The organism is Halopseudomonas sabulinigri (assembly GCF_900105255.1).
Taxonomy (GTDB): domain Bacteria; phylum Pseudomonadota; class Gammaproteobacteria; order Pseudomonadales; family Pseudomonadaceae; genus Halopseudomonas; species Halopseudomonas sabulinigri.
This window is the reverse complement of sequence record NZ_LT629763.1, coordinates 182,613-201,410: the sequence shown is the minus strand read 5'-3', so window position 1 is coordinate 201,410 and position 18,798 is coordinate 182,613. Positions and strand designations below refer to the sequence as shown.

General features: G+C 58.4%; 19 protein-coding genes. 8 read left to right on the top strand and 11 right to left on the bottom strand.

The annotated features are described in order from the left end of the window. Window positions 1-34 precede the first annotated feature (34 nt). The 4 genes from BLU26_RS18490 to BLU26_RS00880 all read right to left on the bottom strand — a co-directional run bounded on the left by BLU26_RS18490 (window position 35) and on the right by BLU26_RS00880 (window position 4,917). Window positions 35-769, bottom strand: coding sequence for a hypothetical protein (locus tag BLU26_RS18490; protein WP_157719262.1), 735 nt, complete (start codon window positions 767-769; stop codon window positions 35-37). 255 nt (window positions 770-1,024) lie between these two features. Beyond that, on the bottom strand, window positions 1,025-1,897 hold the full coding sequence (locus BLU26_RS00890; RefSeq protein WP_092283078.1) for a restriction endonuclease: 873 nt from the start codon (window positions 1,895-1,897) through the stop codon (window positions 1,025-1,027). A gap of 268 nt (window positions 1,898-2,165) precedes the next feature. Continuing rightward, window positions 2,166-4,019, bottom strand: a complete 1,854-nt coding sequence (locus BLU26_RS00885) for a M48 family metallopeptidase (protein WP_092283077.1) — start codon at window positions 4,017-4,019, stop codon at window positions 2,166-2,168. Window positions 4,020-4,215: 196 nt separating this feature from the next. Continuing rightward, complete coding sequence (locus BLU26_RS00880; protein WP_157719261.1) at window positions 4,216-4,917, bottom strand: hypothetical protein; 702 nt, start codon at window positions 4,915-4,917, stop codon at window positions 4,216-4,218. Between the two features lie 669 nt (window positions 4,918-5,586). Here BLU26_RS00880 and BLU26_RS00875 point away from each other — a divergent pair. Continuing rightward, window positions 5,587-6,033, top strand: a complete 447-nt coding sequence (locus BLU26_RS00875) for a DUF3010 family protein (protein WP_092283075.1) — start codon at window positions 5,587-5,589, stop codon at window positions 6,031-6,033. A 363-nt stretch (window positions 6,034-6,396) separates the two neighbouring features. On the opposite strand, the gene BLU26_RS00870 is transcribed toward BLU26_RS00875, so the two are convergent. The 4 genes from BLU26_RS00870 to BLU26_RS00855 form a co-directional block, all read right to left on the bottom strand. Further along, on the bottom strand, window positions 6,397-6,888 hold the full coding sequence (locus BLU26_RS00870) for a GNAT family N-acetyltransferase (RefSeq protein ID WP_157719260.1): 492 nt from the start codon (window positions 6,886-6,888) through the stop codon (window positions 6,397-6,399). A 293-nt stretch (window positions 6,889-7,181) separates the two neighbouring features. Next, entirely contained in the window at window positions 7,182-7,940 is a 759-nt protein-coding gene (locus BLU26_RS00865) for an alpha/beta fold hydrolase (protein WP_092283073.1), read from the bottom strand. A 137-nt stretch (window positions 7,941-8,077) separates the two neighbouring features. Next, entirely contained in the window at window positions 8,078-10,075 is a 1,998-nt protein-coding gene (locus BLU26_RS00860; RefSeq protein ID WP_092283072.1) for a methyl-accepting chemotaxis protein, read from the bottom strand. A 173-nt stretch (window positions 10,076-10,248) separates the two neighbouring features. Then, window positions 10,249-10,887: an FMN-binding negative transcriptional regulator gene (locus BLU26_RS00855; RefSeq protein WP_092283071.1), complete on the bottom strand. Its 639-nt coding sequence runs from the start codon at window positions 10,885-10,887 to the stop codon at window positions 10,249-10,251. A 288-nt stretch (window positions 10,888-11,175) separates the two neighbouring features. Between BLU26_RS00855 and BLU26_RS00850 the strand changes: the two genes are divergently transcribed. The 3 genes from BLU26_RS00850 (at window position 11,176) to BLU26_RS00840 (ending at window position 13,314) form a co-directional block, all read left to right on the top strand. Further along, window positions 11,176-11,754 carry an LOG family protein gene (locus BLU26_RS00850; RefSeq protein ID WP_092283070.1) on the top strand — a complete coding sequence of 193 codons (579 nt, stop codon included), beginning with the start codon at window positions 11,176-11,178 and terminating at the stop codon, window positions 11,752-11,754. Window positions 11,755-11,837: 83 nt separating this feature from the next. Further along, on the top strand, window positions 11,838-12,680 hold the full coding sequence (locus BLU26_RS00845) for an AraC family transcriptional regulator (RefSeq protein ID WP_092283069.1): 843 nt from the start codon (window positions 11,838-11,840) through the stop codon (window positions 12,678-12,680). 46 nt (window positions 12,681-12,726) lie between these two features. Beyond that, entirely contained in the window at window positions 12,727-13,314 is a 588-nt protein-coding gene (locus BLU26_RS00840) for a LysE family translocator (protein WP_092283068.1), read from the top strand. A gap of 18 nt (window positions 13,315-13,332) precedes the next feature. On the opposite strand, the gene BLU26_RS00835 is transcribed toward BLU26_RS00840, so the two are convergent. Continuing rightward, window positions 13,333-13,620 carry an ORF6N domain-containing protein gene (locus tag BLU26_RS00835; protein WP_092283067.1) on the bottom strand — a complete coding sequence of 96 codons (288 nt, stop codon included), beginning with the start codon at window positions 13,618-13,620 and terminating at the stop codon, window positions 13,333-13,335. A gap of 121 nt (window positions 13,621-13,741) precedes the next feature. Here BLU26_RS00835 and BLU26_RS00830 point away from each other — a divergent pair, with 121 nt between their 5' ends. Next, window positions 13,742-13,963 (top strand): hypothetical protein, encoded by a 222-nt coding sequence (locus tag BLU26_RS00830; protein WP_092283066.1) that lies wholly within the window; start codon window positions 13,742-13,744, stop codon window positions 13,961-13,963. Window positions 13,964-13,967: 4 nt separating this feature from the next. Here the strand turns inward: BLU26_RS00830 and BLU26_RS00825 are convergent, their stop codons facing one another. Together BLU26_RS00825 and algB are read right to left on the bottom strand one after the other, a co-directional pair. Further along, window positions 13,968-15,746 carry an ATP-binding protein gene (locus BLU26_RS00825; RefSeq protein ID WP_092283065.1) on the bottom strand — a complete coding sequence of 593 codons (1,779 nt, stop codon included), beginning with the start codon at window positions 15,744-15,746 and terminating at the stop codon, window positions 13,968-13,970. Then, window positions 15,743-17,086, bottom strand: coding sequence for a sigma-54-dependent response regulator transcription factor AlgB (gene algB / locus BLU26_RS00820; protein WP_092283064.1), 1,344 nt, complete (start codon window positions 17,084-17,086; stop codon window positions 15,743-15,745). The genes BLU26_RS00825 and algB overlap by 4 nt, the downstream gene beginning before the upstream one ends. 247 nt (window positions 17,087-17,333) lie before the next feature. Between algB and BLU26_RS00815 the strand changes: the two genes are divergently transcribed. The 3 genes from BLU26_RS00815 to BLU26_RS00805 all read left to right on the top strand — a co-directional run bounded on the left by BLU26_RS00815 (window position 17,334) and on the right by BLU26_RS00805 (window position 18,609). Continuing rightward, entirely contained in the window at window positions 17,334-17,762 is a 429-nt protein-coding gene (locus BLU26_RS00815; protein ID WP_092283063.1) for a BON domain-containing protein, read from the top strand. Between the two features lie 60 nt (window positions 17,763-17,822). Next, window positions 17,823-18,104, top strand: a complete 282-nt coding sequence (locus BLU26_RS18685) for a DUF1328 domain-containing protein (RefSeq protein WP_092283062.1) — start codon at window positions 17,823-17,825, stop codon at window positions 18,102-18,104. A gap of 88 nt (window positions 18,105-18,192) precedes the next feature. Beyond that, window positions 18,193-18,609: a GNAT family N-acetyltransferase gene (locus BLU26_RS00805; protein WP_092283061.1), complete on the top strand. Its 417-nt coding sequence runs from the start codon at window positions 18,193-18,195 to the stop codon at window positions 18,607-18,609. Window positions 18,610-18,798 lie beyond the last annotated feature (189 nt).

Genomic DNA, 18,798 nt, shown 5'->3' with positions numbered 1-18,798 from the left:
CCACAGTCACTTGTTAGGCTCATGCTCACATATTTTATTTTTGATTTAATGGTTCATCGCTACTACTCTCTTTGATTTCAGTTACTGCTGCCGAATACAGCCTAAGCTTAGCCGCAAAGCTATCATCTTCTGGCGGGGATGGATTCAAAAATATTTTACCAACGTCCATATTTATCAGGCCTGCGACGATAGCACCGCCAATTAGACCTCCTGCTGCTGCTTGGCCATAAGTAATACCACCCGAACCCGCAAGGCGTTTACCGACAACGCCGCCCAATGCACCAGATCCTGCATACTTATATACCTCAAGCTTTGCCGTTACTGGATCTCTTACCACGCCAATATTTGAGCAATTCAAGCCCTCTTCTGGCACAACAGGAGGAACTGCTTGGGTAGAAAAATATGTATAAATTCTTGGCGTTTTATTTGCGTCATGCGGAACGTATATGCCACCCTCATAAGTCATGTGTGACCCTAAGCCGCTAGGCCGTGACGCCATATCTGGACGCCCAAAATAAACACCTCCTTGAGGCGCCCTGAAGTAAGCCCCCTCCGCATCGACCTTCTCTGAAATATATGGCCCTCTTTCTAACCTTGTCTCCCATACAATATCTAACAGCCCACGCTTTATTTGATATGACTCTCTTTCAGCAAAGTTAATGCAGCTAATCTTTTCCGGGGCATTCAAATTATTGGGCTTTACTCCAGATGCACACCCAGCCAAATAAAAAAACACAAGCGATAATGCTATTTTTTTAACTAAACTCATAAAGTACCTTTTTTAATTTAAACTCACACATAAACTAGCGCCTAACAGCTAACTGGACCGACGGCTTTATGATTGCATATCAGTGACTTCTGCATATCATCGCTCACAGGCCAAGCCCTCCGATTAAGAAACCCTTAAAAACAGCCCCATCCCCAACTCCCCCCAATGTACGGATTATCTTGAATTCCGCATTTCATCATTTCAATAACACTGTATGGCATGGGGCTTTGCATACCATCTTGGTATGTGCGCAGCTCACGCATCCACTATTCCCCGGCACTTTGGATAGGTGCTGCACCCCCAGAATACGTTGCCGGCGTTGCTACCCTTGCGCGCGGTGCGTTTTATCATGCTGCTGTTGCAGGCAGGGCAACGCGGTTCCGATGCTGGCGGCTGAAACACTGCCTGCGACGGTACATGCGCTGTGGTGTCGGGCTCAGGGACGGGGGTTATGGGGTTGCGCTGTGCTAGCAGGCGCTTGAGTTTTACGCCGTCGATAAGCTGAATATTACGGCCTTCGGCAAAGCCTATGGCCTCTGCGGTGTATTGCCCGGAAGTAACCACAAACCCACCTGCTGCGCCTTCGACTGCCATGGCGCCGAAAAACTCGCGGACGACCGGCACCCCGACCTTGAGTGAGCGCCAGTGTTTGCATTGCACCAGGTACTTTTCGTTGTTCTTGCGAAGGATGAGGTCAATGCCGCCGTCGGGGCCGCTGCCGCCGGTTTCCGAGACGCTGTAACCCTGGCGGCGAAAGGCTTCGCCAATCAGGAGTTCAAACTGTTGCCAGTTGAGCCCATCGATAGCTTTACCGGGTTGGGTGGCGGTTTTAACGTTATTCAGCAGTTGCTTGCGCTTATGGCGGCCAGCGATAGAACCCATGGCGCCGAACACGCAAACCGCCGGTATGAGGTATTGGCCAAACAGGGCGAAGGTGCGCCAGAGATGTCCGAGCAGAACGCCGGACATGTCACCGGGCTTGAGCCCCGCGGGTGGCACGTAGGGCGTGGTGGCCACGGGATGCAGAATAAGCCAGCTCAGCAGGCCTATCAGAAGGCTTGCCCACCAGGGCAACCGGGACAGTATGGTTACCAGGTCATCGAGTGTTGAGGTACGTTTACGCGCCATCCTTGGGCTCCTGCGACTGGCGTATTGCCATGCATTGAAATTAACCGCATCACAGTGTGGCGCAAAGCATTCGTTACGCGCTCACACGTCCTTTGCGAACCCCCGGCGCACGTCGCTTGCGCTGTTAGGTGGCTCGCCACGACTCGTCACTGGTCTACCGCTATTTCCCGAACCGACAGCCGTGACCGGCTTAGGCAACCTGACCTGTCTGCACCGTGGCAAGCAGTATGGGTTGCCCAAGCCTGCGCAGCGCCACTCGAGCGCTAGGTCAGCGTACTCGGGTACCGCGCTTCCATCTGAACTTGCGGCCAAATCGGTAGTTATCGCCATCAACGCTGAGGCAGAAAATCTCCCCCGGCAGGTTTAGTTCGTCGACTATCCGCTGACCAATGCCGGCCTCGCGCTTGCGCCGGTAAATGCCCCACCAGGGCGTGCAGGAAAAACCCACTACGTAAAGCGGCTGCTCCGGAAAGAGGTTCAGGCGCTTGCGTAGCAGATAGACCTTGCGTAACCCGCGAATGGATTTCAGGCAGGCACGAACCTGGGCGATCACCTCGTCAGGCAGGCCATGGCGATCAAACTTGTCCTTCAGGCTGAGATGCTCACGCTCGGCGCGCGCGCGCTGAAGCAGTTCAGCACGCTGCATCAGCTTGTCGTGCCAGGCGTGGGCGGCAGCCTCCTGCCCGTGCCGCCAACAGAAGTCGCGCAGCAACTCGTAACCGGGCAGCATGGCGTCTTCATCGAGCGCTATTGCTCGCTGCACCAGATCCAGGCCAGCCTCGTCATCGCGACCCAGCAAACGTGACCCCAGCGCAAAACAGGCAACCGGGTTATCCGGCTCCTGCTGCTGCAATTGACGGAACTGTTCCAGGGCCGCCTCCACGCCGCTGCCAAACTCTTCGGTCAAGCAGGCCCGCTCGTAGGCCTCAGACGCATTCAAGGCGGTACCTTCCGTTATACAAACCTCCAATTCCTGCAGGCGTTTCCGGCCCTGAGTAGCGGTTTCATAGCGTTGTTGCCAGGCCGGCAGAATGGCCTGTTCCCACTGGCCATCCAATTCCTGGGTAATGCTCTGCAATGCCGGGCCGAGCAGCAGATCAGCACGCTCCTCACGCGCCGGCAGCACCAGGTGCGGGGTCTGTTGCAGGGCCTGCAGGCGGTCAGACAAGGATGGGTGGGTGTCGGCCGATGTGGTTTTGCGCTCCAGGGCATGCTCCAGCCAAAGCTGCGTGGATGCCGGTTCTATATCCGATGAAAGCCGCTCTGCCAGCCGCTCGAAAGGCGCAAAGGCGGGGCGCGGCAGGTCCACGGCGCTACGGTGGATATCGCTCCAATAACGTTCGTCCAGATAGCTGCCAACCACGTTGACCGCCGTGAGCGCCTGCGCCATCGCACCCGGCAAGGTCACTCTTGCCGCTGCGGCATCGGCCTCATACTCGTTGGCACGCGCCAGCGGGAAGGAAAACGCCGTGAAGTAAGGCACATACCACTTGAAGAAACGGCGGAACAGGAAGGTGCCAAAGTGCCCGCCAGCCGTCAGCGAATCCATCAGCCGATGCCAGCTGAGCCGCAAGCGGTATATCCAGTTAGAAATCCGTCCGTGGCCGCCCGCGAGGTGACCAAACTCATGCGCTAGCACCGCTCGAAACTGCTCTACGCTGAGTGACTTCATCAACGGCAGACCTATTACCAGGTAGTTGCGATACCAGCCAAAGACGCCCAAGCGCGGGGTTTGCACTACACAGGCGTTGAAATCGTCGGTAATAAGTACTCGATGAAAACGCGGCGCCTTCAGCCGCTTGCGCAGGTCATTTATCATCTCAAATAGCGCCGGCGCTTCCCGTTGGGTTACGCGACGCCCCTGCGGCGCATCCAGCCGTACCCAGAGTGCCTTGAGTACCGCCCAGATTAGCACCAGCAAAGGAATGGCCAGTTTGAGCCCAAGCACCTTGAGAAACAGCACAGATAGCAAAGTGGCCATCACCAGGCCAATCAGCATCACCGTGATATAGCCATAGCCCAACAAAGCCATGAGCAGCACGCGAGACTTGTACAAAAACGGATGGCGCTGAGCCTGCGTTTCAAGGCGAGCCACCAGTGCATCGAATTGTTCGTTCGTCATTCCCTTGAGCACCTCTTGTCGTTTTTATTCGCGCGGAACGAGCCTAGCCGCTGTCGGAGGATAACCGAGCATAACTGCCAAGTTAACGTTGGCTGCGATCTGACCGCGGGGCGGGCCTCAAGATACGCACTCGCTGTCACCCTCTGCATTGGGCAACAGCTGAGGCCGCAACCTTATCAAACCGCAGTGCGAAAGCTCACTCGGCTACCGCGACATTTTCAGTTTGCCCTTCGTTATAAAGCTGTGCAGTGGCGCGGATGTGATCGACGCAATACTCGATCGACTTGTTCAATGTCGCTTTTAACCCCGTGCCATTTTCCAGCTGTACATAAGACGGCGCTTGGTTGGTGTCGGCATAATCAGGCACGTGGCTGCAAAGCTGTTCGGCAACTACCTGTCCGCTATCTACACTTATCAAGCGCGCATGCGCCGTGTAGATAACGCGATAGTTGTCCCAGTCGGTTGGAAAGTAGATGGAGCTCCACCCCAGGGTTTTGACGTCCAGTACATAGTCATAATCCTGATAACGAGCAGCCAGCTCGGGCACATCTGACTTGACCGTTACAAAGTCGTCGGCTTCTGTCACATTAAACCCATGACTGTTCTGCATGCCCTGCGCCAACTGGCGAGAAATACCCAGCGCCGGGTCCTGAATGTTGTTTCTGCGGATAATGGCATTGCCATTCGAAATAGCAGTCAGCACCCCAACCACGCCAAACTGAACGTTAACCGCAGTCTGCGCCGGAAAATCCGGTAATTCGTTGTATTTTGACAGCACCAGACTTTTACCGCTGAAGGCACCTGCCGTATTGGGGGCGAGCACCTTTGTTTTTACCGAAGAACACCCCACACTCAACAGCGACGTAACCACCAAAAGAACAGCAATCAATGCTTTCACTACCCACCCCTTATTCAGTTTTTGTTTTTAATTATTGAAACCACTGCGCGCATCACGACCACCCACTGCTCGCTTACGGTATTAACCGCAAAACGCCTGCAACCCAACACCGGCACCCGCTGGCTTTAAAGCCATCAGCGTGCGTTGCTACTGACGTAGCCATCCAGCAAATCAAGTCTTCAAGCGAAGGCGCCAAGGCCGCGCGAAACCACGTTTCGCCGCCCAACGGCTTGGCGCTGGAGCAACGGGCGTTTCAACTGAGGTAGTCGCGATCGGTAACTCGGGGATACAGGGCTATTTCCGGGAAAGATCAACAAGGGCGCAGTGTGAGCGCTAGAACTCTGCCATTGCTGGCCGAGGGAAGAAGAGAAGCGGCTCTCACAGCTGGGGGCGAAGGCACAACCAGAGTGGGTGTAGCGTCGTGGAGCAACGGAGAATCCTCGGCCTGGGAAAGACACGATTGAGGTAAACGCTGCAGTACGTCTAGATGCCATCCTTGGGCTCCTGCAAACTGGCTTATTGCCATGGCAAAAATGTAATGCCATTTGCGTTGTGGCGTAAAGCAGATAATGCGTGCCGGTACATTTTCACTGACCGCACAGCCGCGCCGGAGGTTAACTGCAGGCTTTTGCGCTACACTGCGCCGATCTAGCCAGGTTGGGTATTTTTATGAAAGTGTGCGGCGTTGAAATCAACAGTAACGATGTAAATCTGTGTTTGCTGTCCCTGTCGGACGAGATTTTTGAGCTGCCTGACTGCCGCTCACGGCGGCTGACCCTGACCGACATCAACAGCACACGAGAGCTGCGTTATTTCCAGCAGACGTTTGCCAAATTGATGCAGGACTATAAGGTCGAGAAGGTGGTCATCCGTCAGCGGCCGATGAAGGGCAAATTTGCCGGTGGTGCGGTTGGCTTCAAGCTGGAAGCGGCGATTGAGCTGATCAGCGACTTGGACGTAATCATCATGTCGACCACCGACATCAAGGAAACGCTCAAGCGCAATCCTGTGCATATCCCCTTTGCCGAGACCGGCCTAAAGGGTTATCAGGAAACCGCCTTTAATACCGCGTTCGCCTACTTCATGAAAGACATGTACGCCCCGGACGAAGAATAGCCAAGCTTGCGTAGCTCCCGTGGTTGAAGTCTCCCGCACCACTCGACCGGGAGACGTCCCGCGATGTGATACTGCCAGCTGGTGGTATGACTGGCTGGCAATATCACCAGACTACCCCGCACTAGCGCACAGGCTCAAACTCACCTGGCTGCCAGGTCTGGTCAAACCAGGCTTGCTCCGGGCGATACAGAGCCAGCACCACATTCCCCCCTTGCCTGAGACTGAGTGCACCCGGTTCTGTTTCTGCCCTTTGACTGGCTCCGGACCAAAACGACACGTCCCCAGATGCGTCCTCATTTACCGCCAGCGATTCGTTCTGGCCGCCGATGCTGGGAAGCTGCTGATCGGCGTGCAGCCGGCTGCTCAGTCCGCCGTTTCAGCCCGCCTTTCCATTTCCTTTGCCGCCATCATCACTTTATCAATACGGTACAGTTCAGAGATAGCGGTGGTGACCTCAATATCCAACGCGGCTTGATAAGGCCGATGCAGGTGCTCATCGTCGCGAAGACTGATATTGATATGTTTGGCGCAGATCCCTTGGCTGGCCAGCTGCGCACTCACGTGTGGCATAGACTCTTCTATCAACCGCCGCGCTACCTGCTCGTTCAGAAACTCTGGCAGCACGGCAATCTGGTCCAGCTCTACGCTTGCCTCATCGCGGTAGCCGCGCTGCTGCGCCCAGATCAAGTAACCCAGGATCTGCGCTCCCTCTTCCGCGACAAAGCACAGAAAGCGCGGAAAAGCTTCGAGCGTGACCTCAATCCAGTACGGTGATTGTGCAAGCCGGCCAAACGCCTGCCGATGAACCTGCACAGACCCGGTGAGATCAGCCGCCCTCATAGCGCGAATAATCATTGATGTGCCCCCCCACTAATGGTACCGCTACGCCGCAGTGAGAAGCCCACATACGGGCGATCAGGGCGCTTTACGCTTGGGCTTCTCTGCTCTGCACGCACTCCAACGCGCCACGCCATTACTTGACTGCGCCCTTATAATTCAAACGGGCGTTAGAACTTGGATCAGTCAGACGCCAAAAGGTGCCATAGACAAGTGGGTGTTACTGCGCGCGCCCCTTGGCAGGCCATGCCTGCGCACGGTTCGTGCTCACCAGCCTGGGCGGCACGAACAACCAGTTCTGCGTTTCGCCTTCAGGCCTGCAGAAAATCTACAATGGCGCGCTGAAAACCGGGCCGAATCAACACACTGGAATGATCACCCAGCACGACCTTCAGCTGCGCTCCACGAATGGCTTTTTGCAATTTGCGCGGCTGTTTGGCAAAGGGGTCCTTGTCGCCGGCGATAATCAGTGTGGGAGCGCTGATCTTTTCCAGCGGAATGCGCGTGGAATGGAAGGCCAGCGCCTGCGCGGCCATGGCCTTGCGATCGGCCCAGACCATATCCGCGAGCAGCCTGAAACCGGCCAAGGTGGGGTTGCGAATACTCCAGCGACTGGCGAGCATGGCGCGCGAAAGGGCTTTTCTGCCCTCTACATGGAAATGGCTATCAAGATGCAGGGTGTTACCACCGATGCCCCCAGCCACCAGCCGGCGAATCCGCGGTTCTTGCGTGGCTGCCAGTAATGCCACCGTTGCGCCCATCGAGTAGCCCACCAGATCGACCTCTTCCAGGCCCAGCTCATTCAGCAGACAGCTGAGGTCTTTGGCCATGCGGGCTTCGCCGTAGGCTGCCGGGTCATGCGGCTTCTCTGAACGGCCATGGCCGCGCGCGTCCAGCGCGATGACACAGCGGCCGGCCAAGGTGAGCCGCCGCACAAAGCCAGGGATCACCCAGTTTATGCGAGCATTGGCCACATAACCGTGGTGTAGCACTACAGGCGGCTGGGCAGACAGGCGCCCCCAGCGCTGATAATAGATAGATACGCCATCGAACGACTTGAAACGACTCATAGGGCCTCCAAGACACACGCCGGTATTGTCTAGAGTATTGGCCGCAAGCAAGAGTGATGCAAAATGTATTTTTGTGTTTTTTTGATACTTATTTACCAAAAACACACAGAAAGACGTCCCTTGGCAGTACCCGCGCCCTAGACCCGAAACCCCTGCGCCAACGCCTGCAGTTCGCTGGCGAGCTCCGCCTGGCTGACCGTTACCTGCGAGATTTCCTGCGAGCCGCTGAGGGTTTGCAGTGAGGTTTCCCGTACCGACGACATGCTGCGTGAAATGTCGCGCGTGACCGCCACCTGCTCTTCTGCCGCAGCGGCAATCTGGCTGGCCATGCCGGAGATACGATCAACATCCTGCAGAATATCGGCCAGGGTGCCTTCTAGCTTCTCCGCTTCATCGGCGCTGGTGGTCGCCAACCGGTGGCTTTGAGTGACCGACGTCTTGACGCTGTCGGCGATGTCGCGGAAGCCGCCGATCATGCTTTCGATCTCTACCGTGGAGTCGTGGGTCTGCCGGGCCAGGTTGCGCACCTCATCCGCCACGACGGCAAAGCCACGGCCATGCTCGCCCGCTCGAGCGGCCTCAATAGCCGCGTTCAGTGCCAACAGGTTGGTCTGGTCGGCGACCGCCTTGATCACATCTATCACGCGGGTGATAGATTCGCTGCTGTGCTGCAGGCGCTCCATTTGCCCATTAACCTGTTCGATAGCGCCGGCCAGGTGGCGAATGCGCGCGACGCTTTGTTCCACCACCGCACGGCCTGCCTGATTCTTGCCCGAGGCGTGGAACGCTGCCTCGGCCACCTGCTGGGTATTACGCGAAATTTCTTCCGAGGTGCTCGACATCTCTTCGGCCGCGGCCGCCACCTGCTCTACCAGCAACTGCTGCTGGCCGACCTGATCGGAGTTTTGGCTCGCCGTGGCGCGGGTTTGCTCAGAGGCTGAAGCCAGGCGCACGCTGGTTTGGTCAATCTGGCTGAGGGCGCCTGAGAAGGTTTCGATCAAGCCATTGAGCGCGCTGCCGATCAGGCCCATTTCATCGCGTGAGCAAACGCGGGTACGAATCGACAAATCCTTCTTTTCCATGATTTGCCGGAAATCACCCAACAACTGATTTACCTGCCCAGTCACGCCCATGATGATCATCAGCGCCAGCAGCAGCACGGCCACCACCACCACGGCGCCGATAATCGCCGCCTGTTGCAGCTCCCTGCGGGCATGGCCCAGCACGTAATCGGTGCGCGCGGCCATTTCCGCCGCAACCTTTTTCTTCAACAGATAAACGCCATTGATGGCGTTGCTCGCGCTGTCGAACCACTCGATGTTGGCCATACCAAGAAATCCGTATTCCGAGCCAATCAGCTTGTTGCGCAACTCGCTGAACGCAAGACTGTCCGGTTGTTCGCGCAGGCTCTCTACCTGCGCCTGCATGGCATCGCCCAAGAGGCTGCCCGCGGTATCCAGCAACGCCTGTTTGCGCGCGCCAGCGCCGCTGACCTCGGCCGCTAACGCCAGCGACACATTGCCCTCACTAAGCACGGCAGCGCCGCTGGCCATCTCCTGCGCCGCCCATTCAGTCGCCTCGGTCAGCGCGTAAAAAGCGCCCATCAAGCGAGTCAATTGCGGCTCTTCGGACTGGTGCAGTATCTCGGGGCTCAGTGCAATCAACTGCGCAGCCGCCTGGGTGAAGGCGGCGCTAACGGCTTCGGCTGGCAGGTCTTCGTTCATCACCCGCTCGCGCAGGGGCGCCAGCTCGCTCAACGCGGCACCGGACCGCGCCAACTGCGGCGCAATTACCGAGCGCACGGCGCCATCCAGGCTTTCCAGCTCTGTAGCAAAGTTGGTCAGACTGGCATCGGTTTGCTCGCGCTGCGCTTCCAATCGCTCGATCACACGACCGTCGGCGCCTCCGGAGGCAATCAGCAATGCCGTGAGACCGCGTTCCTTCTGCAGGTTCTCGACCAAGGGATCGGCTACCAGCACCAGATTGAACAGATCGCGCGCAGCTTCAGTCGCCTCCAGATTGGTATAGCGTGCACTGACGGTGGTGATGGAGAAATACAGGGTACCCAGCAGCGCCGGGAGGATGAGCAGCAACAACTTGCCGCGCATCGAGATGTTTCGAAGCATGGACAGCATATTTTCGCGCCTTGAAGTAAAACCTGACTAATTGGACAGACTTGCTTCAAGAGCACAGCAAGAAGGGTGCCACTATCGTGCCACCCCAATTACCGCTGGTTGCGTGCAAAGTGCCGCACCAGAGCGGTGCTGATCATCAAACCCGTGACCTCAAATGCAGCTGTGATGGCGATTCAGGCGCCGTCTTCGGCCTCGCGCATCGCCTGCGCCAAGACAGCGTGCCCGCGCGCTTCCAGCCCCGCTGCCGCACCCGCGATATCCGCCGGCGCCTTGTTCTGACTCAACTTGAACTTGCCCACAAGCTGCTCTATCTCGATCTCAATACCCACAATGGCCGCGAGCATGCGTCTGATATAGTCCGCGCTGGAATCGGTCATTTTCCAGGGGCGCGGCTGCTCGCTGCGCACTTCGTGGCTGCGGGTCAAACGCGCCACCAGGCCGCGCACAAAGCGTTCGTCGTCGCGCAGGCGGAGGCGCCCGTGCGCGTGAACCACCTGGTAGTTCCAGGTCGGCACCTGCTGATGCGTCTCGTGTTTGCTCTGATACCAGTTGGGTGAGACGTAACCCTGCGCGCCCTGAAAGATGACCAGCACTGGCATGCCTTCGGTGAGTTGTTGCAGCAACGGATTGGCGCGGGCGATATGACCTTGCAGGGTGCCTTCCACGCCCTGCTCTGCCAGCAGCTCGAAGGGAATATGGTTGGCGTCCAGCCCATTGGCACTGTGCGTCACCAGCGCTCCCAGCGGGTTAGCCTGAATCAGTGCATGCAGCTTTTCTGGCCGGGTTTCGGAAAAATGATCAGGCAGGTACACGGTAAGGCTCCACTATGAGTCAGCGCAAAACCTAACACGAAACCTCAACTTCGGTGATACCTGCGCTATAGCCACGGACGCTGCGCCCGGCTGCCAAGACGGCAGATCCGGCCAAGCGAGCACACGCCTGGGACGCCTCTGGCACCGGCAATTCAGCAATATTCGCCAGCGCTTGCGCACGCGCTCGTATTGACTGGCATGCCCTGCCACTACGCTGGCGAGCGCCGTTTTTTTCGGTTACTGTCCGCTGCTATCCCCTATCCCGATCTCACACTCCAAGGAGCTCCTGTGCGAATTTGCGTTTTCTGCGGCTCAAGCGCCGGCAACCAACCCGAGTACCTGCAAGCTGCCGTGCAACTGGGAACCACCCTCGCCCAGGCCAACATCGGTTTGGTCTACGGCGGCGCACAGGTCGGTCTGATGGGCGCCGTGGCCGACGCCGCGCTGGCAGCCGGTGGCGAGGTAATTGGGGTGATTCCACGTCACCTGGTGGAGCGAGAGTTGGCTCATGAGAGCCTCACGCAGCTGATCGAGGTGGCGTCCATGCACGAACGAAAGGCCAGAATGGCTGACCTGGCCGACGGCTTCATCGCACTGCCCGGTGGCGTGGGTACCTTTGAGGAGCTGTTTGAGGTCTGGACCTGGGGGCAGCTGGGCCACCACCAAAAGCCCTGCGCGCTGTTCAACGCCGCGGGCTACTACGACAAGCTCATCGCTTTTCTCGACCACACCCTGGCCGAGGGCTTCATGAAGCAGCCCTACCGCGACATGCTGATAGTCGCAGACGAGGTAGATGCCCTACTGAGCAAAGTACAAGCCTATGAAGCCCCCAAGGTGGCCAAATGGGTGCAAAGCGGCGAGCGCTGAGTTGCACAAATCTTCCAGACTGCCGCACCTGCCGCGCTATGATGGCCGTTCATCGCAACGCACCGGCTTAGCAACTGAACCCCATGAGCGCACGCAACTGGATTGATCTCAAACAGGATGCCGACACCGGCATTGAGACCATTCGCGCGCATTTTGAGGGCCATGCCTATGACCCGCATTGGCATGACAGCTATCTGGTGGGCTTTACCGAACAGGGCGTGCAGCGCTTTCGCTGCGGGCGTCAGCGTTACGACAGCGTGCCCGGCAAGGTCATTCTGCTGGAGCCGGGCGAGATTCACGATGGTGAAGCGCCGACGCCAGACGGCTTTACCTATTCCATGCTGTACCTTGATCCGCAGTGGCTTGAGCGTGAGTTAAGAGCGTTGTTCGCCGATGCGCCGCAGGACTGCGTACCCACCATGAGTATGACGGTGGGCCCCTCGCCCGAGTTGATCTTTGCCATCGCCAGCACCTTCCAGACCCTGCATCAGCAGGAACTGCGCATCGTGCGGCAAACCGCTACCGATTACCTGCTGACCCAGCTATCCAGCCAGATGCAATGGCGCCAGCGTAAGCAGGCCGATCCGCGCATGCCGTTGGTGGCCCAGCGCACAAGGGAGTACCTGCACGCGCACCTGGAGCAGGACGTGAGCCTGAACGAACTCGCGGTCGTTGCCGGGGTGGATCGCTTTCGCCTGACCCGCGCCTTCAAGGCCGCCTTCGGCATGGCCCCGCATGCCTATCTGGTGCAACTGCGGCTCGCCCAGGCAAGACGGCGCCTGGCCGCCGGCGAGACACCCGCGCAGGTCGCCGCCAGCCTGGGCTTCGCCGACCAGAGCCACCTCGGCCGCTGGTTCAGACGCGCCTACGGGGTCACGCCGGCCAGTTATCGTAACCGCTGCACGCCCGTTCCAGACCGGCGCTGAAGCACAGCGCAGACTGATTCCCGAGACCACTTTCGGGAGACCCACCTTGACGCCATTACTGCCCTTTCTACTGTTCGCTTTCGTTGCCTCCATCACCCCCGGCCCTACCAACCTGCTGGCCATGAGCAACAGTGCTCGCTTCGGCTGGCGCGCCAGCCTGCCGATCGTTTGGGGTGGTTGCCTTGCCTCTGCCGCGCTGGTGTTGGCGGTGGGTCTGGGGCTGGGCAGCACCCTGTTGGCCAGCCCTGAACTGGCGCACGTGCTCGGCTACGCTGGCGCGCTCTGGTTGAGCTATCTGGGTTGGCAGATCGCCCGAGCACCCGTCACGCTCGACGCCAATCTTGCCGCTGAACGCGCGGTGAGTGGCTGGACCGCCGCTTTCCTGCAGCTGATCAACCCCAAACCATGGACAGTGGCCTTGGCGGTAGTCAGCGTATTCATGGCCAGCGCTGGCGCGCCGGCCTGGATATTGGCACTGCTGTTTCTGTTGATCGCGGTGCCCTGCATGCTGCTCTGGGCCTGGCTGGGCCTGCAAGCCGGGCGCTGGCTGCACTCACCCCGTGGGCTGCGTCGATTCAATCAGTTGATGGGAGTGTTGCTGGCCGGTTCCGGCTGGCTCGGATTATTGGCCTGACAACGGGGCCGGCCGGCGTTACGCTGAGGAACGGGCGACCTGCTGCACTCGTTCACAGCCGCTGCGGGTAAGCAGCACCAGATGAACTGTGGTGGCATATACCTGTTCGCTGGCCTTGAGCGCCTCAATCCAGCTTTTGTGCTCATCCGCCGGGAGATGAAAAAAGTGCTCACCTTCACACAGGTGAGGCAACGCGCGCTTGAACGCCCGAAAACTGGTGCCCTTGGGCGCAGCGTTGAGTTCATCCAGCTGACGCAGGCTGAGAGTTTCAACGCCCTGGTAGGCAATGGGGATAATCGCGGGCATAAGCTTCCTGCGTTCAAAATCGGTTTATTCACTGCGCCGGTTATTTTTTCATCAGCGGCTAGGGCCACAGCGCATGAGCCAGTATACTTGCCGACCTTTTCAACACCCAGCCGAGCAACCCATGACCGACCGTCCCACCCCCGATGCCACCACAGCACCTGTAGAGGCTGCTCCTCAGACTGCAAAGGCCCTGCCGGGTTTGGGTTCGCTGTTTTCTGCTGCGGCTACCGCGCACGCTCGCACCGGCGCAGCACCGAGCAAGGGCAAAGCTGGCGGTGATCGCCACGAGAAGAAGATCGGCATGGCGCCGCGCAACACGCGGCGCTCAATGGGTAAACGCTGAGCGGCTATAACGGCAACGACATGTAGAACTGGGCGCCCTGGCCCAGTTTTGACTGCACTCCAATGTGCCCGCCATGCAGTTGCACCACTTCCTTGCACAGGGCCAACCCCAGTCCCGCACCGCCTTTCTTGCCGCCCACCTGGACAAAAGGCTCAAACACCCGGACCTGCTGACTGAAGGGAATGCCCTCGCCGTTATCTTCAACGCTGAGGATAACCCGCTCGCCCTGACGTCGCGCCTGCAGGCGCACTTCACCGTTTTCGCTGCTACAGTGCCGCAGCGCGTTGCCCAAGAGGTTGTCTAGCACCCTTTCGATTTGCAGCCGGTCGAGTCGCGCATGCGGCATCTCGTCGTGTATTTCTACCGCTAGCTCGATACCCAGCCCTCTTGCCTGTTCGGCAAAGCGCGCTGCCGCCTGATGCACCAACTCGCCTGGATCACAGGGCTCAAGATTCAGCTTCTGCAAGCCATTCTGGTATCGGGAAAAATTCAGCAGATCATTGATCAGATCCACCAGACGCCGCATTTCTTCGTCGACCACGGCCAGAAGGTCGGCCTCACGGCTCTCGGCAGCGAAGCTGACGCGTTCCTGTAACAAAGAAAACGCCATGTGCATGCCGGTAACCGGTGTGCGTAACTCGTGCGAGGCGCGCAGCACAAACTCACGGCGCACGCGCTCGAATGCCCGCTGATCGGTTACGTCACGCAGCACCATCACCGCGCCCTGCACCCAGGTATCGGTGCGCAGCACCGGGGTCAGGCTGTAGTCGAGCAAGCGAGTTTCCCCGGCGACTTCCACTGCGAGATCTTCCTGCTCACTGCTGTGCGGGTTGCCCGCCAAGACGTCCCGCACCTGCTCGTCCAGTTCAGGCCGCCCCATGGCAATGCCCAGGCTCTGCCCCAACTCACGCGCATCCCAATCAAGCTGGCGCCGCGCAACGGGGTTGAAGTGCTCTACCTCGCCGTCCTGATCGAGAATCAGCAAGCCATCATCAATGCTGTCCAGCACCGCCTGCAGGCGACGCTGTTCGCTCTTCAGGGCTTCTACATCGCTGTTCTTGAACTCACGCAGCGCCTCGGCCATGGCGCCGAAACGGCGGCTCAAAGCCGACACTTCCAGCACCGGGGAGATAGGTAGCATCACGTTGAAATCGCCGGTACTGACCTGATCCGCCGCCTTTGCCAGCCCTTCAATGGGTTGGGCAAAGCGACGTGCAATGCTGTTCGCCGTCAGCAAGCCCAACAAGAGCACCGCCAGGCCAATCAGCCCCAGCAGGCCGGCAATCAGCCAGGCACGCTGATGCGCAGCCGCTTCGGCCCGCTCGGCCTTTGCCAGGTAGCGATTCTGAATGGTGTTGAGCAGATCGCGCATGTTCGAGACGTTATCGCTGAACACGTCGTTGGACAGCAGCTCACGGCGCAGAGTTACCGGGCGGCGGAGAATGTCATCGTAGTCGTCGTAGGTTCTGGCCAGGCTTTCCATGGCCTGACGATCGGCGTCATCCACCGCATGCGCTTTGGCAACGGCCAGCCAGTGCTTGAAGCTGGCATCCGATGCTTTCAGTGCATCGCGGTCGAGATCTTCCTGCAGCAGCATGGTGACCTGACTGCCGATCTCCTGACGCATAGCCAATGTCGATTTGATGATATTCAGCGTGCTGGTCATCGACAGTTTTTGCGACTGCGTCAGGCTCAACACCCCAAACATCCCCACAACCAGCCCCACCAAGGCCACCGTGATCAACGCGCTGCTGCTGAGGAACAGTTGCGTTCTTAGTTTCATAAACCCAGCTGCTTTCTTTTGCGATACAGGGTCGAGGCATCAATACCCAGCGTCTTTGCTGCATGGTCCAGAGTAGGGCTGGACGCCAGTACGGCGGCGATATGCGCCTTCTCCAGCGCTTCAAGACTTAACTCGGCGCCGACTCTGGGAGCGCTGCTAGTGTCGGCCGCTGAAAGCCCCAAGTGGCTTACCTGCACCAGCTCTTCGCCGCAGATAATGCTGGCACGCTCGATCACGTTACGCAGCTCGCGAATGTTGCCGGGCCAACGATAGCCCAGCATGGCTTCGCGCGCCTCGGCACTGAAACCGGTTGCCGGGCGCGCGTAATCTTTGACGAAACCGGCGAGAAAACGTTCGGCCAGAGTCATGATGTCATCCCGGCGGTCGCGCAGTGGCGGCAGCGTCAGGGTGATGACGTTCAGACGGTAGAGCAGATCCTCACGGAAGCGGCCTTCCTTGACCATTTCAGCCAGGTCGAGGTTGGTGGCGGCAAGAATGCGCACGTCGGCACGGCGGGTAACCGGGTCGCCGACGCGCTCGTATTCCTTGTCCTGAATAAAACGCAGCAACTTGGGTTGCAGGGTCAACGGGAAGTCGCCAATCTCATCAAGGAACAGAGTCCCGCCGTCAGCCTGATTGACGCGCCCAAGGGTGTTCTCACTGGCCCCGGTGAACGCCCCCTTGCTGTGGCCAAAAAGCTCGCTCTCCATAAGCTCTGCGGTCAGCGAGGGGCAGTTGATGGTAACGCAGGCCTTCTTCGCCCGCCGGCTCCAGCCATGAATCACCCGGGCCAGTTCGCCCTTGCCAGTGCCTGACTCGCCGAGGATAAGAATGTTGGCGTCTGTTGTCGCTACTTGCCGAGCCGTTTCCAGCACCGCCATCATTTCCGGGCTTTGCGATTCTGCACGTGCCTGAGGTTGCTTCACTTCACCTTCGAGCTGCTCAAGTCGGGCAGCCATCTGGCGCATTTCCAGTTGCTTGATTGCCGCCATGCGCAATTGATCTGGACTGCACGGTTTGACCAGATAATCTGCCGCGCCGGCCTGCATGGCATCCACTGCAGTATCCACCGCTGAGTGAGCCGTCACTATCACCACGCGCATCCAGGGAGCGATCACACGCATTCTGGCCATGACGTCGAGACCATTGTCCTCGCCTAGGCGGAGGTCGAGAAAACACAGGTCGAATACCTGGCTTTGCAGGACCGATTCCGCCTGCATCGCGCTGGCCGCCGTAGCTACCTGGTAGCCCTCATCCTCTAGGCAATAACGAAAGGTCCTGAGGATCGCTGGCTCGTCATCGACCAGCAGGATGCGCCCCGAATTCTGTGCTGCTTCCATTTGTTTGTCTGCTCCAGACGTGATGTGAGGTATTAGTCCACCAATAATCGTGCAAGTTGCATGGCGCCAATCGTGCAATCTTGCAAAACGCACTCCGCCAGACACGCAAAAACATATCAAGCTATTGATTTTAAAGGCTTTTATTATTTAAAAATAACTGGCACAGCTGTTGCTCTATCTACTGTGAATGCTCGTGGGCTGGATGGCCGGCCCTGATATGGACATTGATTGAACGGAGATTGACATCATGCACGGCATCAACCGCACTGCTTTGCTTGCACTCTCGATCAGTTTTACTGCACTGCTGCCACTGACAGCACACGCCGCCGACAGCGACAGTCGGACCATGCCCACCGAACAGCGCGAGGGTAAGGGGCAACCACTGGATGATGACCGTATTCTGACCGCCACCTTGCAGTCGCGTCTGCAATGGGATGGTAACACGGACGGCATCCAGATCCGCGTGAATGCGCATGACGGCATGGTCACCCTCAGCGGCACCGTATTGCACGTCAACGACAAACGTGTAGCCATCGCCACCGCACGCAACACCCCCGGTGTACGGGCTCTTGATGCCAGCGAACTCAAGGTAGGTCGCGCTGCCCCACAGCTGACCGAACCACGCTGGGCGTCGACCGACTCGGTGACCGACCGCGGGCCAACCCTGCGCCTGTAACCAACCCATTGCTGCATAAACCATTTTCTACATAGATAGACAGCTAAGGACCAACACCAGATGAACATGGAGCAAAAACCGGCCATCTATTTCCATATAAAGGAAGCGACCTTGCCAGGCGCAATCGAATGTATGGGCGGGCAGTCCAGCAACACCGCGTATTTCCGGAGGTATCCCTTGCTTAACTGGGCCATTGTATTTTTTGTCATGACCGTCGCTGCGGCCGTTTTCACCTTTGGGGGGTTTGGAGCCACCGCCGCGACACTGGGAAAAATGTTTTTCGGCGTATGTCTTTTACTGTTCGTCGGCACCATGTGGATGAGCAAGCGTCGTCGTATCTAGTCGAGCTGGGCGAGCGCTGCTGGCCCGGCCCGCGCAGCTGTGTGCCATAATTGTCCGCATCTGATCACGAGCCCGCCAAACCGCCTGCATGCCCGCCGACATTCACCAGTTAACGCCACTGCTATATCCGCTGGCGAACCGGTTTTACCGACAGCACCAGCGCGGCACCAAAGTCGGCAGACAGCACTTGGTGTGGGTTGGCAAGAAGCATGACCTGATAGTCAGTGCGCTCTGCCTGACGCCGATTAGCCACGGCCACTGGCTGACCAGCTTGCTGGTTGCCCCGAGCCACCGCCGTCTTGGCTTGGCCGCTATGCTGCTGAAGCACATCAGACACGAGTACGCCGGGCCAATCTGGCTATTCTGCGCACCGGAACTACGCCCCCTCTATGAGCAGACTGGCTATCGAGTGGCCAGCGAGCTGCCAGAAAGCCTGCAAGACAAACTGCTGCGCTATCGGCGCCACAAAACGCTGATTGCCCTCATCAACAGCCCACCGGTTTAGCTCACACACGCATCTACCTGCACCGGAATCCCTCCTTCTGCACTCCCTTGCATCCCCTTGCACTGAAAAGGCTATTACGGTGCTATCGCACTGCCACCCTTTGTGCCACTAGCATTTTTTTGCGCACCCCCACAGTGCATGACTTTCCCCAGAGACCTGCGATGCCACGCTTCACATTGTCATAAAAAT